The organism is Streptomyces griseorubiginosus (assembly GCF_036345115.1).
Classification (GTDB): domain Bacteria; phylum Actinomycetota; class Actinomycetes; order Streptomycetales; family Streptomycetaceae; genus Streptomyces; species Streptomyces griseorubiginosus_C.
The window spans coordinates 1,629,040-1,652,095 of the sequence record NZ_CP107766.1 but is presented as its reverse complement, the minus strand read 5'-3'; the positions used below and the strand labels follow the sequence as shown (position 1 = coordinate 1,652,095).

General features: G+C 70.9%; 20 protein-coding genes. 14 read left to right on the top strand and 6 right to left on the bottom strand.

Annotated elements, in window-relative coordinates; all coding sequences use genetic code 11:
* Positions 1–33 precede the first annotated feature (33 nt).
* A complete protein-coding gene (locus OHN19_RS07635; RefSeq protein ID WP_330263419.1) occupies positions 34–1,860 on the bottom strand; it encodes an AMP-dependent synthetase/ligase in 1,827 nt (608 codons plus the stop codon).
* Between the two features lie 249 nt (positions 1,861–2,109).
* Entirely contained in the window at positions 2,110–3,609 is a 1,500-nt protein-coding gene (locus tag OHN19_RS07630) for an MFS transporter (protein WP_330263418.1), read from the bottom strand.
* A 120-nt stretch (positions 3,610–3,729) separates the two neighbouring features.
* Between OHN19_RS07630 and OHN19_RS07625 the strand changes: the two genes are divergently transcribed.
* Positions 3,730–4,722, top strand: a complete 993-nt coding sequence (locus tag OHN19_RS07625; RefSeq protein WP_330263417.1) for an Lrp/AsnC family transcriptional regulator — start codon at positions 3,730–3,732, stop codon at positions 4,720–4,722.
* Positions 4,723–4,763: 41 nt separating this feature from the next.
* On the opposite strand, the gene OHN19_RS07620 is transcribed toward OHN19_RS07625, so the two are convergent.
* Positions 4,764–5,627, bottom strand: coding sequence for a LysR substrate-binding domain-containing protein (locus OHN19_RS07620; protein WP_330263416.1), 864 nt, complete (start codon positions 5,625–5,627; stop codon positions 4,764–4,766).
* Positions 5,628–5,808: 181 nt separating this feature from the next.
* Here OHN19_RS07620 and OHN19_RS07615 point away from each other — a divergent pair, with 181 nt between their 5' ends.
* The gene (locus OHN19_RS07615) at positions 5,809–6,846 is read left to right on the top strand and encodes a bile acid:sodium symporter family protein (protein WP_330269549.1); all 1,038 of its coding nucleotides are present in this window, start codon (positions 5,809–5,811) and stop codon (positions 6,844–6,846) included.
* Here the strand turns inward: OHN19_RS07615 and OHN19_RS07610 are convergent.
* Positions 6,782–8,014 carry a DUF4185 domain-containing protein gene (locus OHN19_RS07610; RefSeq protein ID WP_330263415.1) on the bottom strand — a complete coding sequence of 411 codons (1,233 nt, stop codon included), beginning with the start codon at positions 8,012–8,014 and terminating at the stop codon, positions 6,782–6,784. The two genes, OHN19_RS07615 and OHN19_RS07610, sit on opposite strands and share 65 nt — an antisense overlap.
* A 167-nt stretch (positions 8,015–8,181) precedes the next feature.
* Here OHN19_RS07610 and OHN19_RS07605 point away from each other — a divergent pair, with 167 nt between their 5' ends.
* Positions 8,182–8,709, top strand: coding sequence for an isochorismatase family protein (locus OHN19_RS07605; RefSeq protein ID WP_330263414.1), 528 nt, complete (start codon positions 8,182–8,184; stop codon positions 8,707–8,709).
* A 13-nt stretch (positions 8,710–8,722) separates the two neighbouring features.
* Here the strand turns inward: OHN19_RS07605 and fdhD are convergent, their stop codons facing one another.
* On the bottom strand, positions 8,723–9,571 hold the full coding sequence (fdhD, locus tag OHN19_RS07600) for a formate dehydrogenase accessory sulfurtransferase FdhD (protein ID WP_330263413.1): 849 nt from the start codon (positions 9,569–9,571) through the stop codon (positions 8,723–8,725).
* 234 nt (positions 9,572–9,805) lie between these two features.
* Between fdhD and OHN19_RS07595 the strand changes: the two genes are divergently transcribed.
* The 4 genes from OHN19_RS07595 to OHN19_RS07580 all read left to right on the top strand — a co-directional run bounded on the left by OHN19_RS07595 (position 9,806) and on the right by OHN19_RS07580 (position 13,135).
* Positions 9,806–11,140, top strand: coding sequence for an OFA family MFS transporter (locus OHN19_RS07595; RefSeq protein WP_330263412.1), 1,335 nt, complete (start codon positions 9,806–9,808; stop codon positions 11,138–11,140).
* Positions 11,106–11,243, top strand: a complete 138-nt coding sequence (locus tag OHN19_RS07590) for an MFS transporter small subunit (RefSeq protein WP_330263411.1) — start codon at positions 11,106–11,108, stop codon at positions 11,241–11,243. The genes OHN19_RS07595 and OHN19_RS07590 overlap by 35 nt, the downstream gene beginning before the upstream one ends.
* A gap of 148 nt (positions 11,244–11,391) precedes the next feature.
* Positions 11,392–12,330: a beta-ketoacyl-ACP synthase III gene (locus tag OHN19_RS07585; protein ID WP_330263410.1), complete on the top strand. Its 939-nt coding sequence runs from the start codon at positions 11,392–11,394 to the stop codon at positions 12,328–12,330.
* Between the two features lie 127 nt (positions 12,331–12,457).
* Positions 12,458–13,135, top strand: a complete 678-nt coding sequence (locus OHN19_RS07580) for a GntR family transcriptional regulator (protein WP_330263409.1) — start codon at positions 12,458–12,460, stop codon at positions 13,133–13,135.
* 3 nt (positions 13,136–13,138) lie between these two features.
* Here the strand turns inward: OHN19_RS07580 and OHN19_RS07575 are convergent, their stop codons facing one another.
* Positions 13,139–13,969 carry an NAD(P)H-binding protein gene (locus OHN19_RS07575; RefSeq protein WP_330263408.1) on the bottom strand — a complete coding sequence of 277 codons (831 nt, stop codon included), beginning with the start codon at positions 13,967–13,969 and terminating at the stop codon, positions 13,139–13,141.
* 256 nt (positions 13,970–14,225) lie between these two features.
* Between OHN19_RS07575 and OHN19_RS07570 the strand changes: the two genes are divergently transcribed.
* The 7 genes from OHN19_RS07570 (at position 14,226) to OHN19_RS07540 (ending at position 22,966) form a co-directional block, all read left to right on the top strand.
* Positions 14,226–15,407 (top strand): ROK family transcriptional regulator, encoded by a 1,182-nt coding sequence (locus OHN19_RS07570; protein WP_330263407.1) that lies wholly within the window; start codon positions 14,226–14,228, stop codon positions 15,405–15,407.
* 164 nt (positions 15,408–15,571) lie between these two features.
* Positions 15,572–17,089: a sugar ABC transporter ATP-binding protein gene (locus tag OHN19_RS07565; RefSeq protein WP_330263406.1), complete on the top strand. Its 1,518-nt coding sequence runs from the start codon at positions 15,572–15,574 to the stop codon at positions 17,087–17,089.
* Positions 17,086–18,105: an ABC transporter permease gene (locus tag OHN19_RS07560; RefSeq protein ID WP_330263405.1), complete on the top strand. Its 1,020-nt coding sequence runs from the start codon at positions 17,086–17,088 to the stop codon at positions 18,103–18,105. The genes OHN19_RS07565 and OHN19_RS07560 overlap by 4 nt, the downstream gene beginning before the upstream one ends.
* Before the next feature lie 17 nt (positions 18,106–18,122).
* On the top strand, positions 18,123–19,163 hold the full coding sequence (locus OHN19_RS07555; protein WP_123764120.1) for a substrate-binding domain-containing protein: 1,041 nt from the start codon (positions 18,123–18,125) through the stop codon (positions 19,161–19,163).
* A gap of 158 nt (positions 19,164–19,321) precedes the next feature.
* Positions 19,322–20,521: a Gfo/Idh/MocA family oxidoreductase gene (locus OHN19_RS07550; RefSeq protein ID WP_330263404.1), complete on the top strand. Its 1,200-nt coding sequence runs from the start codon at positions 19,322–19,324 to the stop codon at positions 20,519–20,521.
* A 15-nt stretch (positions 20,522–20,536) separates the two neighbouring features.
* Positions 20,537–21,541, top strand: a complete 1,005-nt coding sequence (locus OHN19_RS07545) for a sugar phosphate isomerase/epimerase family protein (RefSeq protein WP_330263403.1) — start codon at positions 20,537–20,539, stop codon at positions 21,539–21,541.
* Positions 21,542–21,664: 123 nt separating this feature from the next.
* On the top strand, positions 21,665–22,966 hold the full coding sequence (locus tag OHN19_RS07540) for a ThuA domain-containing protein (RefSeq protein WP_330269548.1): 1,302 nt from the start codon (positions 21,665–21,667) through the stop codon (positions 22,964–22,966).
* Positions 22,967–23,056: the final 90 nt, after the last annotated feature.

The following is a 23,056-nucleotide window of genomic DNA, read 5'->3' as shown; positions in this document are numbered from 1 at the left end:
CAGGGCGTCAGGGACCACAGTTCTGGCGGGCCGTCAGGCCCGGTACAGGGCCTCGACCTCGTCCGCGTACGCCGCCTCGATCGCCTTGCGCTTCAGCTTCAGCGACGGCGTCAGCAGTCCGTGCTCCTCGGTGAACGGCTGCGCGAGGATACGGAAGGTGCGGATCGACTCGGCCTGCGAGACCAGGGTGTTGGCGGCGACCACCGCGCGCCGCACCTCGGTCTCCAGGTCGGCGTCCCGCACCAGCTGGGCCGGGGACATCCGCGGCTTGTCACGCATCCCCAGCCAGTGCTCGACGGCCTCCTGGTCGAGGGTGACCAGGGCGGCGACATAGGGCCGGTCGTTGCCCACCACGATGCACTGTGAGACCAGCGGATGGTCGCGCACCCGCTCCTCCAGCACCCCGGGGGAGACGCTCTTGCCGCCGGAGGTCACGAGGATCTCCTTCTTGCGGCCGGTGATGGTGAGATAGCCGTCCTCGTCCAGGGAGCCCAGGTCACCGGTGGCGAGCCAGCCGTCGTGCAGGGTCTCGTCGGTGGCCTTCTCGTTGTTGAGGTAGCCCTGGAAGATGTTGTTGCCGTACAGCCAGATCTCGCCGTCGTCCGCGATGTGCACGGTCATGCCGGGGATGGGCTGGCCGACCGTGCCGTAGCGGGTGCGCTCGGGCGGGTTGGCGGTGGCGGCCGCCGTGGACTCGGTGAGGCCGTACCCCTCGTAGATGTGCACGCCCGCGCCGGCGAAGAACAGTCCCAGCTTGCGGTCCATGGCCGAACCGCCGGTCATGGCCTGCTTGATACGGCCGCCCATCGCCGCCCGCATCTTGGAGTAGACGAGCTTGTCGAAGAGCTGGTGCTGCATCCGCAGCCCGGCCGACGGGCCGGGCCCGAGCCCCCAGGCTTTGGCCTCCATGGCTTCCGCGTACTTCACGGCCACGTCGACGGCCTTCTCGAACGGCCCCGCCTTGCCCTCCTTCTCGGCCTTGCGGCGGGAGGCGTTGAAGACCTTCTCGAAGATGTACGGCACCCCGAGGAAGAACGTCGGCTTGAACGCGGCGAGGTCCGGCAGCAGCGCGGCCGCGTTCATCTGCGGCTGGTGGCCGAAACGCACCCCGCCGCGGATCGCGGCCACCTGCACCATCCGCCCGAAGACGTGCGCGAGCGGCAGGAACAGCAGGGTCGCCGCCTCGTCGCCCTTCTTGGAGTGGAACACCGGCTCCCAGCGCTCGATGACGGTGTCCGCCTCGTACATGAAGTTGCCGTGGGTGATCACACAGCCCTTGGGGCGGCCGGTGGTGCCCGAGGTGTAGATGATCGTGGCGACCGAGTCCGGGGTGACCGCCTGCCGGTGCCGGTGCACCACCTCGTCCTCGATGGCGGCCCCCGCGTCGTACAGCTCCTGCACCGCGCCGGAGTCCAGCTGCCACAGCCGGTGCAGCCGGGGGAGCCGGTCGATGACGGTGGCGATCGTCATCGCGTGGTCCTCGTGCTCCACGATCGCGGCCGTGCACTCGGCGTCGTACAGCGCCCAGAAACACTGCTCGGCGGAGGAGGTCGGGTAGACGGGGACGACCTGCGCCCCGATCGTCCACAGCGCGAAGTCGAACAGCGTCCACTCGTAGCGGGTGCGGGACATGATCGCGACCCGGTCCCCGAAGCGGATGCCCTGGGCGAGCAGCCCCTTGGCGAGGGCCATGACCTCGTCCCGGAACTCCGCGGACGTCACGTCCCGCCACTGGCCGGTTTCGTCCTTGCGGCCGAGGGCGATGTGCAGGGGATGGTTCTGGGCATGCTCGAAGACGACGTCGGCCAGTCCGCCCACGGGGGGTGCCAACGCCAACGGAGGGTTGGTGAACTCGCGCAAACCCCGCTCCCCGCTCTCCCTGGCGCTCAGTGACGCTCCGCACAGCGCCGTGAAAGCTACCCCACCCAGACATACGGCGGGAGGGGGGCCGAAGCCGAGCGGTGCTCATGTATGGCCTGGTCAGTACCGGAAAATGCGCTCACATAGGGAAGGGTCGGACACAGAACTGACGGTTTGAGAAAGGTTCGGAGCCGTAATCTCCACTGAATCTGTACGACCCGACTACGGCTCGCCACCTTGGTGAAACGGTTATGCCCTGGGCGCCGCCTCCTCTTCCCTCAGCGCCACCGGCGCGGAATCCGTCACTCCGATCCGTGTCGCGCGATCCGTCCGGACCAGGGCCAGCACCAGCGCCCCGGCGACCGTCGCGGTCAGTCCCGCGACCACGGCCGCGGAGTTCAGGCCCGAGGCGAACGCCGTCCGCAGCGTGTGTTCCGAAAGGGCACCGCGCAGCGCACCGGCCGCCCCGCCCGCCAGCGCGTGGGCCGCGTCCGGCGGCAGCGTGTCGCGCATCCGCGCGGTCAGCACCGTGCCGTACCCGGCGATCCCGAGCGCGAAGCCGAGCTGCCGGAAGGCGTTGACGGCGCCCCCGGCCATCCCGGACCGGTCCTGCGGTACGGCGGCCAGCGCGGCGCCCGCGATCCCGGGCGCGACCAGCCCCGTACCGACCCCCAGCAGCACCATCCCCGGCACCAGCGCGGACGCCGTCGACCCCGCGTCCAGGCCCGTCATGCAGAACTGCCCCGTGCCGATCAGCAGCAGACCGCCCCCGACCGTGATCCGCGCCGGCACCCCGTGCAGCAGCCGCCCGCCGACGGCCGCCACCACGAACGACGACAGCGACAGCCACAGGAAGACCAGCCCGCCGCGCACCGGACTCATCCCGAGCAGCGTCTGCATCCAGATCGAGTCGTACGCCATCAGGCTGAACGCGGCCGCGTTGAAGGCGAGCGCACCCACCATCACTCCGGAGAACGCCGGCTTCAGGAACAGCCGCGGATCCAGCAGCGGGTCGGCACCGCGCCACTCCACGACCACGAAGGCGACCAGCGCGAGGAGGGCCGCGGCGAGCACCAGCAGGGTGCCCGTCTCGCCCCAGCCGTGCTGCCCGGCCCGTACCGCCCCGTAGGTCAGACCGCCCGCGAAGGCCGCGAAGGCCGCCGTGCCCGCCCAGTCGATCCGTCGCTCGCGCGAGCCGTGCGACTCCGGTACGACCTTCAGGGTCAGCCACACCGCGGCCACGCTCACCGGCAGATTGACGTAGAAGATCCACCGCCAGCCCGGCCCGTCCGTCAGCACCCCGCCGAGCAGCGGGCCCACCGCGGCCGCGGCGCCGCTGACCGCGCCCCACACGCCGATCGCCACCGAGCGCCGCCGGTCCCGGTAGACGGAGCCCAGCAGCGGCAGCGTGGTCGCGAGCATCGCGGCCGCCCCGAGCCCCTGGACCGCGCGCGCGGCGACCAGCATCAGCGGACCGCTCGCCAGCCCGCACAGCAGCGAGGCCGCCGCGAACACCACGACCCCCACCACGTGCACGCGACGCCGCCCCAGGATGTCGGCCGCGGCGCCCGCCCCGAGCAGCAGCGCGGCCAGCGTCAGCGCGTACCCGTCCATCACCCACTGCAGATCGCTCAGCGACGCGTCCAGCGACCTTGCCATGTCCGGCAGCGCGACCACCGCGATCGTCACGTCCAGCAACAACATGAACGTGCTCAGACAGACGGCCGTGAGCGGCCCCCATGTGCGCATGTCCTCAACTCCTCACACTCTTCGTACGACGGATGCCGATGACTTCGTACGATGGGGCAGACCGGCCGATCAGTACGGCTGGCCGCGCCCAGGTGCCGGAATCCGATATCGGAAGGCCGTATGCAGACGAAATCCCCCACCCCGTCGCCCGGCTTCGACGGACTCGACCTGCGTCTGCTGTCCGCGCTGGCGCTCGACGGCCGGGCCTCCTTCAGCCGGATCGCCGCGGTGCTCGGCGTCTCCGACCAGACCGTCGCCCGCCGCTACCGCAGGCTGTGCGCCGAGGGCGGGCTGCGGGTCGTGCTGATGCGGGACGCCCACCGGCTCGGCGAGGACCAGTGGATGCTGCGGGTGCGCTGCACCCCGGACAGCGCACCGGCCATCGGGGAGGCCCTGGCCAAGCGCTCCGACACCTACTGGGTGGGGCTCGCCTCGGGCGGCACCGAGGTGCTCTGCCTGACCCGGCCGCGCAGCCCCTTGGACCACGACGAACTCCTGCTCGGCAGGCTCCCGCGCACCCCCAGCGTGGTGGAGATCCGCGCCCACCAGCTGCTGCACCGCTTCTACGGCGGCGCGCAGAGCTGGGTCTCCAAGCTCGACGCGCTCACCGCCGCGGAGACCGAGGCGCTACGGCCCCGCCGCGCACCGGACCCGGCGACCGCCCGGATCACCCCGCAGGACGGGCCGCTGCTCGCCGCGCTGGAGCGGGACGGCCGCGCCACCTACCCCGAGTTGCAGCGGGCCACGGGCCTCACCGAGTCCGCCGCCAAACGCCGGCTCGCCGCCCTGCTCGCGTCGGGTGCCGTGTTCGTCGACTCGGAGTGCGACCCGGGGATCCTCGGCCATCCGGTGGCCGCGATCCTGTGGATCACCGCGGCACCGGCCACGCTGCACTCCGTGGGGGAGGCGCTGGCCGGGCACACCCCGATCGCCCACGCGTCGGCGGCGACCGGCCCGTGCAACATCATCGCCACCGCGCTGGCCGAGAGCACCGCCGACCTGTACGCCTACCTCAGCGGCCCGCTCGGCCGGCTGGAGGGCGTGCAGCACGTGGAGACCACGGTGTTCCTGCGACGGATCAAGCAGCTCACTTATCCGGCGCCGATGCGGTAGGGGGCAGCAGCGGTGGGTTCAGCGCCGGGCGGTGGGTGGGGTCACTGTCGGTGCAGGCGGTCACCGGCCGCCAGGATCGCCGCGGTCAGCGCGTCCGCCGCGCTCTGGGCGGGCGTGCGACGTCGGCCGTGGACCAGTACGAAGTCCACCTGTCCCAGCTCCGGCAGCCCGAAGCGGTCCGGCACCCGCGCCAACCCGGGCGGCACCAGCCCGCGGGAGTGCGCCATCACCCCCAGCCCCGCCCGGGCCGCCGCGATCAGCCCGTTCAGGCTTCCGCTGGTGCAGACGATCCGCCACTCCCGCCCCTGCCGCTCCAGTGCCTCCAGGGCGAGCGCCCGGGTGATCCCAGGCGGCGGATAGACGATCAACGGCACGGGACGCTCCGCGTCCAGACGCAGCCGCTCCGCCCCGATCCACACCAGCCGGTCGTGCCACACCAGTTCACCGCGCGGGTCCTCGGGCCGCCGCTTGGCCAGCACCAGATCCAGCTTCCCGGCGGCGAGTTGCTCGTGCAGGGTGCCCGACAGCTCGACCGTCAGCTCCAGGTCCACCTCGGGATGGTCGTACCGGAAGCCCTCCAGGATCTCCGGCAGTCGGGTCAGCACGAAGTCCTCCGACGCCCCGAACCGCAGCCGCCCGCGCAGCCGGGTCCCGGTGAAGAACGCCGTCGCCTGGTCGTGCACCTCCAGGATCCGGCGCGCGAAGCCGAGCATCGCCTCGCCGTCCTCGGTCAGCTCCACGGAGTGGGTGTCCCGGCTGAACAGCTGCCGGCCCGCGGCGTCCTCCAGACGCCGGACGTGCTGGCTCACGGTCGACTGGCGCACCCCGAGCCGCCGGGCGGCCTGCGTGAAGCTCAGCGTCTGCGCCACCGCCAGGAACGTACGCAACTGCGACGGGTCGTACACGCCCGTCAGGCTATCGCGAAACGTGATGACAGTCAGAGTGGTATGCGGGATTCCCGATCAAGAGGTGAAGGAGGACGATGGAGGGGGACCCCCCGTCCTGAGGGGAGGTGCCCGGCATGTCCGTACCACCGTCAACACGAGTAAGTGGAGCACCGTGAAGCGCCTGAAGTGGCCGGCCTGGATGCCGGTCGACCCGTACATCCTGTTGCTGCTCGGCACCGTGGGCCTGGCGGCCCTGGTACCGGCGCGAGGGACCTCGGCGGACGTGGCCTCCGGAGCTTCCACGGCGGCGATCGCCTTCCTCTTCTTCCTGTACGGCGCCCGCCTCTCCACCCGTGAGGCCCTGGACGGCCTCAAGCACTGGCGGCTGCACGTCACCGTCCTCGCCTGCACGTTCGTGGTCTTCCCGCTGCTGGGCCTGGCCGCCCGCGGACTCGTCCCGGTCTTCCTGACGGACCCGCTCTACCAGGGTCTGCTCTTCCTCACCCTGGTCCCCTCCACCATCCAGTCCTCGATCGCCTTCACCTCGATGGCCCGCGGCAACGTGCCCGCCGCGATCTGCGCCGGCTCCTTCTCCTCCCTGGTCGGCATCGTCGTCACCCCGCTCCTCGCGGCCGCCCTGCTCGGCAGCAGCGGCGGCGGCTTCTCGGCCGACTCGCTCCTGGAGATCGTGCTCCAGCTGCTCGTGCCGTTCCTGGCCGGACAGTTGACCCGCCGCTGGATCGGCGGCTTCATCACCCGCCACAAGAAGGTCCTCGGGCTCGTCGACCGCGGCTCGATCCTGCTCGTCGTCTACACCGCGTTCAGCGAGGGCATGGTCCAGGGCATCTGGCACCAGGTGAGCCCGCTCCGGCTCGGCGGACTGCTGGTCGTCGAGGCCGTCCTGCTGGCCCTGATGCTCGCCCTGACCTGGTACGGCGCAAAGGCGCTCCGCTTCGGCCGCGAGGACCGTATCGCCATCCAGTTCGCGGGCTCGAAGAAGTCCCTCGCCTCCGGACTGCCCATGGCCAGCGTCCTGTTCGGCGCGCACGCCTCGCTCGCCGTGCTGCCGCTGATGCTGTTCCACCAGATGCAGCTGATGGTGTGCGCGGTGATCGCCAAGCGCCGCTCCCACGACCCGGTCCCGGAGGACACCGCCGAGGAGACCAGGGGCGTCAGCGGCGCGGGACCAGCCGCAGCGTCACGAACCGCGGTCGGTACAGCGACACGTTCCGGTTGAGCTGCGCCGAAGCCCCCGCCGTCTCCAGCCAGTTGACGTCGTAACTGAGCACCAGCCGTCCGTCGCCGCCTCGGGACACCGCCGGATGCGCCTGCGGGTTGTAGGCGGCGACCTGGCCCGCCGGCAGGGACGGGGTGAAGTCCCCCTCCGGGCCGTGCCAGGGACCGGCGGGGGAACACGCCCAGTACGAGGTCACGGCCGCGAGTCCCTTCGTCCCCGCGGCCATGGTGAACAGCACGTACGTCCCGTCCTGCCGTACGACGGAGAAGGCGCTGCCGACCCCGGTGCGCCGCCCGTCCCCGAGCACCGGGCGGGGCCGGGCGCCCGTCGTCCAGGCTGAGCTGTCCCAGTACTCCCAGGCACCCGGCTCCGCGAGGCCGCCCACCGGCACCCGGGCCACATAGGCGGAGGAGGCGTCACGGGACGCGGCCTGGCCGTCGTCGCCCCCGAAGACGTACGTCCACTCGCCCTGTTCGACCAGCGTGGTCCCGAACAGCACCCGCCGGGACGGGTCCTTCACCCGCTGCTCGTCCAGGACCTTCGTGATCGACTCGACCCGAAGGTCGGGCAGGGACAGCGTGGCGACCTCGGTGGCGGTCGGGACGCCGTAGATCCAGGGGTACTGGCCCGTCGTACGCACCCACAGCAGCACCCGGACGACCTGCTCGTCGGAGCCGGGGGAGCGGGGCTCGACGCGGGCCGCGACCGGCCAGCGCCACTGGTTCGGGGCCGGGTCCGGGAACAGCGGGGCGGGGAGGGTGGACTCCAGGCGGCCGTCGCGCATCAGCACCGCCGAGTTGCGCACCAGCGGGGCGGTGGTGTCGCGCCAGCTGTACGGCTCCCCGAGCGGGTTGGGCGGGCCGTACACCGCGCCGAGGTAGGTGTCGGAGAACAGCCACAGCAAGCGGCCGTCCGGCAACCGCACCGAGTGCGTCCCGTCCCCGCCGGTCCAGTCGTCGCCCCGGCCGGCGTCGTCGCCGTAGCGGGCGAACTCGGCGGTGAGCCGGTCGTCGGCCGACCAGGAGCCGATGGTGCGCGGGGTGCAGCCGCCCTCGTCACCGTCGTCGCGGCCGGGCAGCACGGTCACCACGACGGCCGCCAGCACCAGCGCCAGCAGCAGGGCGGCACCGGTCCCGCTCCGCCGGCGCACTCGTCGGTCCTCGGGCACGGTTCGCGACGTTAGCGGCTGCCGCTCGGCTGGTCCATGGGGGGCCGGGGGGTGGTGGGGCGGAGGCGGGGACACCGGGGGCTCGGAAGCGACGTTCGCGGACGGTGCGTCGGGGCGGGGATCACGGATCTCCGGCACGGAGGGCTGACGGCGGATAACGTTCCGTCATGACCGCACCTCTCGCGCTCGACCCCGCCCGTACCGCCCTCGTGCTCGTCGACCTGATGGACCGCATCGTCGCGCTGCCCCTGGAACCCCGCAAGGGCACCGAAGTCCTGTCCGCCGCCGAGGAGTTGGCGGCCGCCTTCCGGGCGGTCGGCGCACCCGTCGTGCTGGTGCGCGTGCAACGGCCCGGCGTCGCCGACCAACCGCCCGGCAGCGGACTCGTGGCCGGCCTCGCGCAGGACGGCGACATCGAGATCGTGAAGCGGACCATCGGCGCGTTCCAGGGCACGGACCTGGACGCGCGGTTGCGTGAACACGGCGTCACCACGCTGGTGTTCGGCGGGATCGCCACCAACCTCGGTGTCGAGTCGACGGCGCGTGCCGCGGGGGACCTCGGCTACGACCTGGTCTTCGTCGAGGACGCCATGGCCGCATTCACCGCGGCCGAGCACGAGGCGTCGGCGCGGCTCGACTTTCCGCGCCTGGGCACGGTGGTGACGGTGGATCAGGTGCGCTTCACGACGGACTGAGCGGTGGGCGTGGTCAGTTCGTGGCGGCCGTGGCCCGCAGGGCGAGCCGGTGTTCGCCCGCGTACACGTTCATGGAGCTGCCCCGCAGGAAGCCCACCAGCGTCAGTCCCGTCTCCGCCGCCAGGTCGACGGCCAGCGAGGACGGCGCGGAGACCGCGGCGAGCACCGGGATGCCGGCCATCACGGCCTTCTGCGCGAGCTCGAAGGACGCCCGGCCGGAGACCAGCAGAATCGTGCGGGACAGCGGCAGGTCGCCGTTCTGCAGGGCACGGCCGACCAGCTTGTCGACCGCGTTGTGCCGGCCCACGTCCTCCCGTACGTCGACCAGTTCGCCGTCCTCGGTGAACAGGGCGGCGGCATGTAGCCCCCCGGTCCGGTCGAACACCCGCTGGGCCGCGCGCAACCGGTCGGGCAGGGTCGCCAGCAGGTCCGGGTCCACGCGGACCGCGGGGGTGTCCGCTATCGGCCAGCGGGCCGTCGTACGGACCGCGTCGAGGCTCGCCTTGCCGCACAGACCGCAGGAGGAGGTCGTGTAGACGTTCCGCTCCAGCGTGATGTCGGAGATCACCACGCCCGGCGCGGTCTTCACGTCCACGACGTTGTACGTGTTCGAGCCGTCGACGGTGGCGCCCGCGCAGTAGACGATGTTCTGGAGGTCGCCCTGCTCGGCGAGCACCCCCTCGCTCACCAGGAAACCGGCGGCGAGCGCGAAGTCGTCGCCGGGGGTGCGCATGGTGATCGCGAGCGGCTTGCCGTTCAGCCGGATCTCCAGCGGTTCCTCGGCGACCAGGGTGTCCGGCCGGGACGAGACCGCCCCGTCGCGGATGCGGATCACCTTGCGTCGTTCCGTGACTCGTCCCATATGTGCCTCAGTCCCGGTGCTGTACGTGCTGGTGGCGACCTTCACGATCTCATTGTCCTGCACATGGAGTGTGAACTCACAGCCCATACTGTCTACAGTATGAAGCCTGGCTGAGGCGGAGCAAGAGGTCTGGTCCACCGGTTCGACCGTTCGTCGCGTGCTGGATACCGCTCATCGCATACGGTCGACGCGCCGCCTTTTCAACTTCCTTGTCAGTTCCTACCGTTCGGGATCATGAGTCCCCCTGTCGCGCCCCCGGGCTGGAGCCGCTGGCTCGTCCCCCCGGCCGCTCTCTCGGTCCATCTCTCCATCGGCCAGGCCTACGCCTGGTCCGTGTTCAAGCCGCCGCTCGAGTCCGCGCTCGGCCTCAGCGGCACCCAGAGCGCACTGCCCTTCCAGCTCGGCATCGTGATGCTCGGCCTGTCCGCCGCGTTCGGCGGCACCCTCGTCGAGCGCAACGGGCCCCGCTGGGCGATGACCGTGGCGCTGATCTGCTTCTCCTCCGGCTTCCTGCTGTCCGCGCTGGGCGCGGCCACCGAGCAGTACTGGCTGATCGTCCTCGGCTACGGCTTCGTCGGCGGCATAGGCCTCGGCATCGGCTACATCTCCCCGGTCTCCACCCTGATCAAGTGGTTCCCCGACCGCCCCGGCATGGCCACCGGCATCGCCATCATGGGCTTCGGCGGCGGCGCGCTCATCGCCTCGCCCTGGTCGGCACAGATGCTGGAGTCCTTCGGCTCCGACAGCTCCGGGATCGCCCTCGCGTTCCTCGTGCACGGGCTGTCGTACGCCGTCTTCATGCTCCTCGGCGTCCTGCTGGTGCGCGTGCCGCGCAGCGAGAAGCCGGTCGAGAGCGCGCCCAGCGCCTTCGAGGGACCGCAGGTCTCGGCGCGCAACGCCGTGCGCACGCCCCAGTTCTGGTGTCTGTGGGTCGTGCTCTGCATGAACGTCACCGCGGGCATCGGCATCCTGGAGAAGGCCGCCCCGATGATCACGGACTTCTTCAAGGACACCTCGACCCCGGTCTCGGTGTCGGCCGCGGCCGGCTTCGTCGCGCTGCTCTCGGCGGCCAACATGGCGGGCCGGATCGGCTGGTCCTCCACCTCCGACCTGATCGGACGCAAGAACATCTACCGCGTCTACCTGGGCGTCGGCGCGGTGATGTACGGGCTCATCGCACTGTTCGGCGACTCCTCGAAGCCGCTGTTCGTGCTGTGCGCGCTGGTGATCCTGTCCTTCTACGGCGGCGGCTTCGCGACCGTACCGGCGTACCTGAAGGACCTCTTCGGCACCTACCAGGTCGGCGCCATCCACGGCCGGCTGCTCACCGCCTGGTCGACGGCCGGTGTCCTCGGGCCGCTGATCGTGAACTGGATCGCCGACCGGCAGGAGGACGCGGGCAAGAGCGGGTCCGCCCTCTATGGCCTCTCCTTCATGATCATGATCGGGTTGCTCGTCGTGGGTTTCGTCGCCAACGAACTGGTCCGTCCCGTCAACGCCCGCCACCACATCCCCGCACCGAGGGAGGCCGCCGATGTCACAGCCCGACAGCAGTCAGAGTCCGCCTGACCGGCGCCCGCTGATCGCCCTCGCCTGGGTGTGGGTGGGCGCGCCGCTCGCCTACGGGCTCTACGAGCTCGTCCAGAAGGCGACCCAGCTGTTCACCGGGTAACTGTTCGGCAGGTGTTCGGGCGTCCGAGGGTGTGAGGGAAGCCGACAACTCGGGCGCCCGATTCCTGTGGCCTTACGTGCCCGCGTACCCGTGAGTCACTGATCAGACTGGTGGATCCCGCTACCCAAGGCAACGAGGGGGACCCCCCATGAACGGCTCGCGGATCGCCGCAGTCGGCCACTACCAGCCCGCGAAGGTCCTCACCAACGAGGATCTGGCGGCTCTGGTCGACACCAGCGACGAGTGGATCAGGTCCCGGGTGGGCATCCGTACCCGCCACATCGCCGGTCCCGACGAGCCGGTCGACGAGCTCGCCGCGCATGCCGCCGCGAAGGCGCTGGCGGCGGCCGGGCTGGCGCCCGCCGACATCGACCTGGTCCTGGTCGCCACCTCGACGGCCGTGGACCGCTCCCCGAACATGGCCGCGCGGGTCGCGTCCCGGCTCGGCATCCCCTCGCCCGCGGCAATGGACGTCAACGTGGTGTGCGCCGGTTTCACCCATGCGCTGGCCACCGCCGACCACACGGTCCGGGCCGGTGCGGCGACCCGGGCGCTGGTCATCGGCGCCGACAAGATGTCCGCGGTGACCGACTGGAGCGACCGCACCACCTGTGTGCTCGTCGGCGACGGGGCGGGCGCGGCGGTCGTCGAGGGGGCCGAGGTCCCCGGTATCTCGCCGGTGCTGTGGGGGTCGGTGCCGGAGATGGGGCACGCCGTACGGATCGAGGGCGAGCCGGCACGGTTCGCGCAGGAGGGGCAGAGCGTCTACCGCTGGGCGACCACCAAGCTCCCTGCGCTGGCCCGGCAGGCCTGCGAGCGGGCGGGGCTCACCCCCGCCGACCTGGCCGCGGTGGTCCTGCACCAGGCCAACCTGCGCATCATCGAACCCCTCTCGGAGAAGATCGGCGCCGTCAACGCGGTGGTCGCCCGCGATGTGACCGAGTCCGGCAACACCTCGGCGGCGAGCATCCCGATGGCCTTCTCCAAGCTGGTCGAGCAGGGCGAGATCTCCACCGGGGACCCGGTCCTGCTCTTCGGCTTCGGCGGCAACCTGTCGTACGCGGGTCAGGTCGTCCGCTGCCCCTGACCTACCGGATGGGAGGGGTCCTGAGAACCCCTGGGGAGGCCGACGCCCGGTTTACCTGTCGTCGCAACGCCGTAGACTGTAGACAAAACGCAATGGACAAGTCCGCCTGTCGAGGAGGGGGACCGCGATGCTGTCGACAGGACTGCCGCAGGGATCCGTGCCGAAACTCGAACGCCCCGGTCCGTTGCGGGATCGCGTGTACGAGGCGTTGCTGGAGCTGATCACCACGCGTGCGCTTCAGCCGGGTCAGCATCTGGTGGAGAGTGAGCTGGCCGGGCATCTGGGGGTGTCGCGGCAGCCGGTGCGGGAGGCGTTGCAGCGGCTGAACACCGAGGGGTGGGTGGATCTACGGCCTGCTCAGGGCGCGTTCGTGCATGAGCCGACGGACGAGGAGGCCGACCAACTCCTCACGGTCCGCACCTTGTTGGAGGCGGAGGCCGCTCGGCTGGCCGCCGCCAACGCGGGCAGTGCCGGGATCGCCGCCCTGGAAGCACTGTGCGCGGAGGGCGAGGAGGCGGTCGCCGCGGACGACGTGGATGCCGCGGTCGCGCTGAACGCCCGTTTCCACGCGAAGGTCATGGAGTTGGCGGGCAACGCGGTCCTCGCCGAGCTGGCGGGGCAGGTGGATCGGCGGGTGCGGTGGTACTACACGCCGATCGCCCGGCAGCGTGGCCGTCAGTCCTGGATCGAACACCGCGCGCTGATCGCCGCCATCGCCGACCGGGACCAGCGCCGAGCGACAGAACTGATGCGGGAGCACACCGAGCACACCCGGACGTCGTATCACGCACGTCAGCGGTCGTAACGCCTAGAACGCGTCGGCGTGGGCCTGCGCCCACTGGCTGAACGTGCGCGGCGGTCGACCGGTGACCTGCTCCACCGTGGGCAGCACCACCGACTCGTCCAGAGTGCCGTCGACGAAGAAGCTGAAGAAGGCGTCGACATACGACTTCGGCATGCCGGACGCCTCCAGTTCGGCGCGGGTCTCCTCGGGTGTCAGCCCCACGGCGCGCAGGTCCCGGCCCAGTGCCGCACCGAGGATCCGGACCCGGTCGGCGGGCAACAGCGCCTCCGGGCCGGTGAGTTCGAGCACGCGGTCCGCCCAGTCGTCCGACAGCAGTGCGCGCAGGGCCACCTGGGCGATGTCGTAGGGGTCGATGTCGGTGGTGTACACGTCGGGGAAGGGCACCCGGACGGTGTCGCCCCTGGCGATCTGGTCCGCCAGCCGGAACGCGTTGGACATGAAACTCGTGCACCGCAGCGACGTCCACTGCAGCCCCGACGCGCGTACCGCGTCCTCCGCGTCGATCAGATAGCCGGCGACCGCGTTGTCCCGGGCACCCGTGCCCGCGGACCGTCCCGACAGCAGGACCACCCGCTCCACCCCCGCGTCCCGCGCGTCCGCCAGGACCTGCCGCTGCCCGCCGTAGCCGGGCATCAGGAACAGCCCCTTCACGCCGTCGAGCGCGGCCCGCAAGGACTCCGGCCGGTCGAGATCTCCCGCTACGGCCACCACGCCCGCCGGTAAGCCCTCGATCCGTCCGGAACGGCTGACCGCCCGCACCCGCTCGCCGGACCCGGACAGCGCGCGCACCAGCTCGGTACCCACGTTCCCCGTCGCGCCCGTCACCAGAAACATGCGCTCCCCCTTCGCCGGGCCCCTCTTTGTCGGGTGGGGGCGTCTGTCGGGTCCTTGTCGGGTGTGGGCGTCCGTGGCCCATCCTGTGGGGCCGGGCGTCGGGGCGCCAGTGGGCGAGGCGTCTTTGTCCTGTGAGTGGGGAAAGTCGGCATCAATCTGTGCACGGCTTCTTCCCAGGTTCGGCAGCCACTGCTACGTTCCCCTCGAAAGCAAGCCAACGGTGGCCGAATGAGGCGGGGAGGGGCTCGTGAGACGCATGACGGCTCGACCTGCGAACGCCCATCAGGCCAAGCTGCTCAAGCTGCTGCGCGACGGAGGTCCCAACTCCCGCGCCCAGCTGGGCGACCAGATCGACCTGTCACGGTCCAAGCTGGCCGTGGAGGTGGACCGGCTGCTGGAGACGGGCCTGATCGTGGCCGACGGACTCGCCGCCTCCCGCGGTGGCCGTCGCTCCCACAACATCCGGCTCGCCCCCGCCCTGCGGTTCCTCGGCGTCGACATCGGCGCGACCTCGGTCGACGTCGCCGTCACCAATGCCGAACTGGAGATCCTGGGCCACCTCAACCAGCCGATGGACGTCCGCGAGGGCCCGGTCGCGGTCTTCGAGCAAGTGCTGTCCATGGCGGCGAAGTTGCGGGCCTCGGGGCTCGCGGAGGGTTTCGACGGCGCCGGTATCGGCGTGCCGGGACCGGTCCGCTTCCCCGAGGGTGTGCCGGTGGCTCCGCCGATCATGCCGGGCTGGGACGGCTTTCCCGTACGGGAGGCGCTCAGTCAGGAGCTCGGCTGTCCGGTCATGGTCGACAACGACGTGAACCTGATGGCGATGGGGGAGATGCACGCGGGCGTCGCACGTTCCGTGGGCGACTTCCTCTGCGTCAAGATCGGCACCGGTATCGGCTGCGGCATCGTCGCCGGCGGTGAGGTCCACCGCGGGGTGACGGGCAGCGCGGGCGACATCGGGCACATCCAGGCCGTGCCCGACGGCCGCCCGTGCGCCTGCGGCAACCGGGGCTGCCTGGAAGCCCACTTCAGTGGCGCGGCCCTGGCCCGGGACGCCGTGGAGGCGGTCGAGCAGGGCCGGTCGGAGGAACTCGCCGCACGGCTCGACGCCAACGGCGCCCTGACGGCCGCCGACGTCGCCGTCGCCGCTGCCGCCGGTGACGCCACCGCCCTCGACCTGATCCGCGAGGGCGGCAACCGGACCGGCCAGGTCATCGCCGGACTCGTCTCCTTCTTCAACCCGGGCCTGGTGGTGATCGGCGGCGGGGTGACCGGCCTCGGCCACACCCTGCTCGCCGCGATCCGCACCCAGGTCTACCGCCAGTCGCTGCCGCTGGCGACCGGCAACCTGCCCATCGTGCTGGGGGAGTTGGGACCCACCGCCGGAGTCATCGGCGCGGCCCGGCTCATCAGCGACCACCTGTTCTCACCCGCGTAAGCGCCCGCCTCGTCCACGGTTCACCTCCGCAAGACCCGGCTCACCAAGACCCGTCTCTTCCACGGCTCACCTCCGTAAGCGCCCGCCTCCACCACGGCTCACCCGCACAGCGCCCTGCTTCGCCCTGCCCTGAAACCGGCCCGCACGCCCGCCAAGGGGACCTCATGGCACCAGAACCACCGCTGCTCAGCATGTCCGGCATCACCAAGTCGTTCCCCGGAGTCCGGGCCCTCGACGGCGTCGACCTCGACGTCCAGGCCGGTGAAGTGCACTGTCTGCTCGGCCAGAACGGGGCCGGCAAGTCCACCCTGATCAAGGTGCTGGCCGGCGCCCACCAGCCCGACACCGGCACCATCCGCTGGCGCGGCGAGGACGTCACCCTCCGCTCGCCGATCGCCGCCATGCGTCTCGGCATCGCCACCATCTACCAGGAACTCGACCTGGTGGAGCACCTGTCCGTGGCCGAGAACGTCCACCTCGGCCATGAACCCACGGCCGCCGGGTTCGTCGTACGGGGAAAGCAGGCAAAGGCCGCAACCGCCCAGCTGCTGAAGCGCCTCGGCCACGCGGAGATCGATCCGGCGCGCCTGGTGGGGGAGTTGTCGGCGGCGCAGCAGCAGATCGTGTCCATGGCGCGGGCCCTCTCCCACGACGTACGGCTGATCGTGATGGACGAGCCGTCCGCCGCCCTCGACCCGGACGAGGTCGACAACCTGTTCCGGATCGTCGGCGACCTCACCGCCGAGGGGGTGGCCGTCGTCTACATCTCCCACCGCCTGGAGGAGATCCGGCGGATCGGCGACCGGGTCACCGTCCTCAAGGACGGGCGGGCCGTGGCGGTCGGGCTGCCCGCCAAGTCCACGCCGACGCGTGAGGTCGTGTCGCTGATGACCGGGCGCAACGTCGAGTACGTCTTTCCGGAGCGGCCTGTCGCGGCACCCGGCGGTCCGGCGGTTCTGGAGGTCCGAGGGCTGGCCCGCGACGGCGAGTTCGACGCGCTGGACCTGTCCGTCCACCCGGGAGAGATCGTCGGCCTCGCCGGACTCGTCGGCTCGGGACGCTCCGAGATCCTGGAGACGATCTACGGCGCCCGGAAGGCTACTGCCGGTCAAGTCGTGGTGGACGGGAAGGCGTTGAAGCCCGGCAGTGTCCGCGCCGCCGTCCGTGCCGGGATCGGGCTCGCCCCCGAGGAACGCAAGGCGCAGGCCCTGCTGATGCTGGAGTCGGTGACCCGCAATGTCTCCGTCTCCTCCATGTCCCGCTTCTCGCGCGGCGGTTGGATCGACCGGGGCGCCGAACTCGGCGCGGCCCGGACGGCGACCCGTGAACTGTCGCTGCGGCCCGACAACCCCGCCGTGCCGATCCGCACCCTCTCCGGCGGCAACCAGCAGAAGGCCGTCCTGGCCCGCTGGCTGCTGCGCGGCTGCCGGGTCCTGCTCCTCGACGAACCCACCCGGGGCGTCGACGTCGGCGCCCGCGCCGAGCTGTACGCGGTCGTCCGGCGGCTCGCCGACGAAGGGCTCGCCGTGCTGCTGGTCTCCAGCGAGGTCCCCGAGGTGCTCGGCCTCGCCGACCGCGTCCTGGTGCTCCGCGAGGGCCGTGTCGTGCACACCGCGCCCGCCCGTGAGCTCGACGAACACCGCGTACTCGACCTCGTCATGGAAGGAAGCCCGGCGTCATGACGCAGCCCGTGTCCCCGCCCAGGGGAAGCGCCGACAAGGTGCCCTCGGTGAGCCAACCGTCCGCGTGGCGAGGGGTGTTCGCCCGCGCCGACGTCCGCACCCTCTCCCTTATCGGCGTGCTCGCCGTACTGATCCTCATCGGCGGCATCACCAAGCCCGACGAGTTCCTCGACACCCGCAACCTCCAACTCGTCCTCACCCAGGCCTCGGTGATCGGTGTCGTCACCGTCGGCATGACCTTCGTCATCACCTCCGGCGGCATCGACCTCTCCGTCGGCGCGATCGTCGCCCTCGCCTCGGTGTGGGCGACCACGGTGGCCACCCAGGAGTACGGCTTCACCGGCATCCTCTTCACCGCGGTGCTCGTCGGAGTCGGCTGCGGCCTGGTCAACGGACTGCTCGTCGCGTACGGCGGGATGGTCCCCTTCATCGCCACCCTCGCCATGCTCGCCTCGGCGCGCGGACTCGCCCTCCAGATCACCGACGGCCGCACGCAGATCGTCACCGTGCCCTCCGTCCTCGACCTCGGCGAACGCGACGCCTACGTCCTCGGCGTCCCGCCGCTCGTCATGGTCTTCGCGGTCGTGACGATCATCGGCTGGCTGGTGCTGAACCGCACCACCTTCGGCCGGCGCACCGTCGCGGTCGGCGGCAACGCGGAGGCGGCCCGGCTCGCGGGCATCGACGTCCGCCGCCAGCGCCTGTACCTCTACCTGCTGTCCGGGCTGTGCTGCGGCATCGCGGCCTTCCTGCTGATCATCCTGTCCGGCTCCGGCCAGAACACCAACGGCAACCTCTACGAACTCGACGCCATCGCCGCCGCGATCATCGGCGGCACCCTGCTCAGCGGGGGTCGCGGCACCATCACCGGGTCGGTCCTCGGTGTCCTGATCTTCACCACGATCACCAACATCTTCGCCCTGAACAACCTGCAGAGCGACGTCCAGCAGATCGCCAAGGGCGCGATCATCGTCGCCGCCGTGCTGGTCCAGCGCCGTACCGCAAGCACGACCTGAGGAAAGGGTTCACCGCCATGCCACAGCTCCCCACTCGCAGAGGACTGCTCTTCGGTACCGCCGCCGTCGGGGCCGGTGCCCTCCTCGCAGGTTGCACCAGCAACGACTCCGGTGACGACGAGCCGGCCGCGAACGACCAGCCGGCCGCCGACGACAAGCCCGGCAAGGCCGTCACCATCGGCTTCGCCGGACCCCAGGCCGACCACGGCTGGCTCAACGCGATCAACGACAACGCCAAGAACCGGGCGAAGAAGTACTCGGACGTCACCCTGGAGATCACCGAGGGCTCCAACGACACCGCCCAGCAGATCGGCCAGATCGAGACCCTCATCAACAAGAAGGTCGACGTCCTGGTCGTCCTGCCCGCCGACGGGAAGGCCCTCACCCAGGTCGGCCTCAAGGCCATGCGCGCCGGGATACCGGTGGTCAACCTGGACCGGATCTTCAACACCCCGCAGGCGTACCGCTGTTGGATCGGCGGAGACAACTACGGCATGGGCCTCAACGCCGGCCACTACATCGGCGAGAAACTCAAGGGCAAGTCCAACGCCAAGGTCATCGAACTGGCCGGCCTGGACAACCTGGAACTCACCAAACAGCGCACCCAGGGCTTCGACGACGCCCTGAAGAACTACCCCAACATCCGCAAAGTCGCCCGCCAGGCAGCCGAGTTCACCGTGGAGTCCGGTCAGGCCAAGATGGCCCAGCTGCTCCAGGCCCAGTCGAGCTTCGACGCGCTGTGGAACCACGACGACGACCAGGGCGTGGGCGCGCTGCGCGCCATCGACCAGGCAGGGCGCGACGACTTCCTCATGGTCGGCGGCGCCGGCGCCCTGTCCGCGTTCCAGGCCATCAAGCAGGACAACGGTGTCCTCAAGGCCACCGTCCTCTACCCGCCGACCATGGCCGCCTCCGCGATCGACCTCGCCCGCGCCCTCGGCCAGGCCAAGGGGGTGAGCGGTCTCGCCGAGTTCGAGATCCCGGCCTCCCTCACCCTCTACTCGGCCGTCGTCGACAAGACCAACGTCGACCAGTACATGTCCACCGGCTTCAAGTGAGGCGTACCGACCCAGGGCCGGTCCTCGCGACCGGACCGGCGGCGGGCAGCGATGCGCCGCGGCCGGTCCGGTCCACGGGACAGGCCCCAGGAGCCCGGTTCGTCGACGGACCGGGCTGCACCCCCCACCGCGCCACGACGACGAGGAGGACATCGCGCATGGCACAGCCGCAGCAGTCAGAAGAGGCCGAGGTGCCGCCTCTGCGGGTCGGCATGGTCGGCTACGCCTTCATGGGCGCCGCCCACTCCCAGGGCTGGCGGACCGCCGGACGCGTCTTCGACCTGCCCCGCCGCCCGGTGCTCGCCGCGATCTGCGGCCGGGACGCGGACGCCGTGCGCCGGGCCGCGGACCGGCACGGCTGGGCGGCGGCCGAGACCGACTGGCGGGCCCTGATCGAGCGGGACGACGTCGACCTCGTCGACATCTGCACCCCCGGCGACAGCCACGCCGAGATCGCCGTCGCCGCGCTCGCCGCGGGCAAGCACGTGCTGTGCGAGAAACCCCTCGCCAACACCGTCGAAGAGGCCGAGCTCATGACCCGGGCGTCCGAAGAGGCTTACGGGCGCGGCCAGTTGGCGATGGTCGGCTTCAACTACCGCCGGGTGCCCGCCACCGCGCTCGCCCGCCGCATGGTGGCCGAGGGGCGGCTCGGCACGCTGCGGCATGTGCGGGTGACGTACCTCCAGGACTGGCTCGTGGACCCGCAGGCCCCGCTGACCTGGCGGCTGCGCAGGGAGAAGGCCGGCTCCGGCTCGCTCGGCGACCTGGGCGCCCACATCATCGACCTCGCCCAGCACCTGGCCGGGGAGCCGCTCGCCGGAGTGTCCGCGCTGACGGAGACCTTCGTACGGGAGCGCCCGCTGGCCGGTGCCGTCAAGGGCCTCGCCGCCGAAGCCGCCACCGGTACCGGCCAGGTCACCGTCGACGACGCCGCCCTGTTCACCGGCCGCTTCACCTCCGGCGCCCTCGCCTCCTTCGAGGCCACCCGCTACGCCACCGGCCGCAAGAACTCCCTGCGCATCGAACTCAACGGCGAACGCGGCTCGTTGGCCTTCGACCTGGAGCGGCTCAACGAACTCGCCTACCACGACGGCACCGAACCGGGCACGCACGCCGGTTTCCGCCGCATCCTCGTCACCGAGCCCGACCACCCCTACCTGGACGCCTGGTGGCCGCCGGGCCACGGCCTGGGCTACGAGCACACCTTCGTCCACCAGGCCCGCGACCTCGTGCACGCCATCGCGTCCGGCACGCAACCGCAGCCGTCGTTCGCGGACGGACTCCAGGTCCAGCGGGTGCTCGCGGCGGTGGAGGAGAGCGCCGAGAAGAACTCCGTCTACACGCCGATTGCCGTCTGAGGAGGGTCTTAAGACATGCCGCGTCAGTTCACTCTGTTCACCGGTCAGTGGGCCGACCTGCCGTTGGAGGAGGTCTGCCGCCTGGCCGCCGAGTTCGGCTACGACGGTCTTGAACTCGCCTGCTGGGGAGACCACTTCGAGGTCGACAAGGCGCTCGCCGACCCCTCGTATGTGAAGTCCCGGCACCAGCTGCTGGAGAAGTACGGCCTGAAGTGCTGGGCGATCTCCAACCACCTGGTCGGGCAGGCGGTGTGCGATGCCATCATCGACGAACGCCACCAGGCGATCCTGCCGTCCGTGATCTGGGGCGACGGTGATCCCGAAGGGGTACGCCGGCGGGCCGCGGACCGGATGAAGGACACCGCGCGCGCCGCGGCCGCCTTCGGCGTCGACACCGTCATCGGCTTCACCGGCTCGGCGATCTGGCACCTGGTCGCCATGTTCCCGCCCGCGCCGGAGGCGATGATCGAGCGCGGCTACGAGGACTTCGCCGCCCGCTGGAACCCCATCCTGGACGTCTACGACGAGGTGGGTGTGCGGTTCGCGCACGAGGTCCATCCCAGCGAGATCGCCTACGACTACTGGACAACCCAGCGCGCTCTGGAGGCCGTTGACCATCGTCCGGCGTTCGGGCTCAACTTCGACCCCTCGCACTTCGTGTGGCAGGACCTGGACCCGGTCGGCTTCCTGTGGGACTTCCGTGAGCGGATCTACCACGTCGACTGCAAAGAGGCCCGCAAACGCCTGGACGGCCGCAACGGCCGCCTCGGCTCCCACCTGCCCTGGGGCGATCCGCGCCGCGGCTGGGACTTCGTCTCCGCCGGCCACGGGGACGTGCCCTGGGAGGACGTCTTCCGCATGCTGCGCTCCATCGACTACCAAGGTCCGATCTCGGTCGAGTGGGAGGACGCCGGCATGGACCGGCTCCAGGGCGCACCGGAGGCGTTGAAGAGCCTGAAGCGCTACGACTTCGAGCCGCCGTCAGCTTCCTTCGACGCCGCCTTCGGAGGCAACGAGTAGCCCCCACCGGCCAGTTCCGGGATGACAGCGCATCCCCGCGTACCCGCACCCACCCGTACGACCGGCCCCACTCCGGAGGCATCCGTGCACGGGAACACAACTGGACGATGGACGACGGCTGTGGTGGGCACCGCCCTGCTGCTCGGCTGTGTCCCGCAGCCCGCCGCGTCCCACAGCTCCGACGACAGACGAGTCCTGGTCTTCTCCAAGACGGCGGGCTTCCGCCACGACTCCATACCCGAAGGGGTCGCGGCGATAAGGGACTTGGGCACGAGCAACGGCTTCACGGTCGACGCGACGGAGGACGCGAACGCCTTCACCTCGCGCAACCTGCGCCGGTACGACGCGGTCGTGTTCCTCTCCACCACCGGAGACGTCCTCGACCCCGCCGGACAGCGGGCCTTCGAGGGCTACATCCGGCACGGCGGCGGATACGTCGGCATCCACGCGGCCGCCGACACCGAGTACGACTGGGCGTTCTACGGCGGCCTCGCCGGCGCCTACTTCCAGTCCCACCCGGCGATCCAGCCCGCCACGGTGGTCACCGAGGACCGTGCTCACCCGTCCACGTCGGGGCTGCCGCCGACGTGGAACCGGACCGACGAGTGGTACAACTACCGCTCCAACCCCCGCGAGCGAGTCCACGTCCTGGCCTCCCTCGACGAGTCCTCGTACACCGGCGGCACCATGAACGGCGACCATCCGATCGCCTGGTGCCAGGACTACCAGGGCGGCCGCGCCTTCTACACCGGCTTCGGCCACACGAAGGAGTCGTACGCGGATCCGGCCTTCCGCGGACACCTGCTGGGCGGGATCCGGTATGCGATCGGTGACGCACAGGCCGACTGCCGACCGGAGAACGGCTACCGTCCGCTCTTCGACGGCACGGCGGCCTCGTTGGAGGGCTGGAAGCAGGCGGGCCCCGGCTCCTTCACCCTCTCCGACGACGGCACGCTCACGTCGTCCGGCGGTATGGGGATGCTCTGGTACGCCGGTCAGAGCTTCCGGTCGTACTCCGTGAAACTCGACTGGCGCCTCGCCGGCGACGACAACTCCGGCGTGTTCGTGGGCTTCCCGCCCTCGGACGACCCCTGGTCCGCCGTGGACCACGGCTACGAGATCCAGATCGACGCCACCGACGTACCGGAGAAGACGACCGGTTCCGTCTACGGCTTCCGCTCCGCCGACCTGAAGAAGCGCGACCGCGCGCTGAACCCGCCGGGGGAGTGGAACACGTACGAGATCCGCGTGGACGGCGAACGGCTCCGCGTCTGGCTCAACGGCGTGAAGATCAACGACTTCACCAACACCGATCCGGCGCGGAGCCTGCGTGACGGACATGTCGGCATCCAGAACCACGGAACCGACGACCAGGTGTCCTTCCGCGACATCCGGATCAGGGAACTGCCCGCCAAGGGCGACTGAGCGACGGCGGGCGGGGGACGCCGGACCTCCGCCCGTCGTCTTCATCCCCTGTCACGGCGCCGCGCGCACCGCGCGCTCGACCGTCCCAGG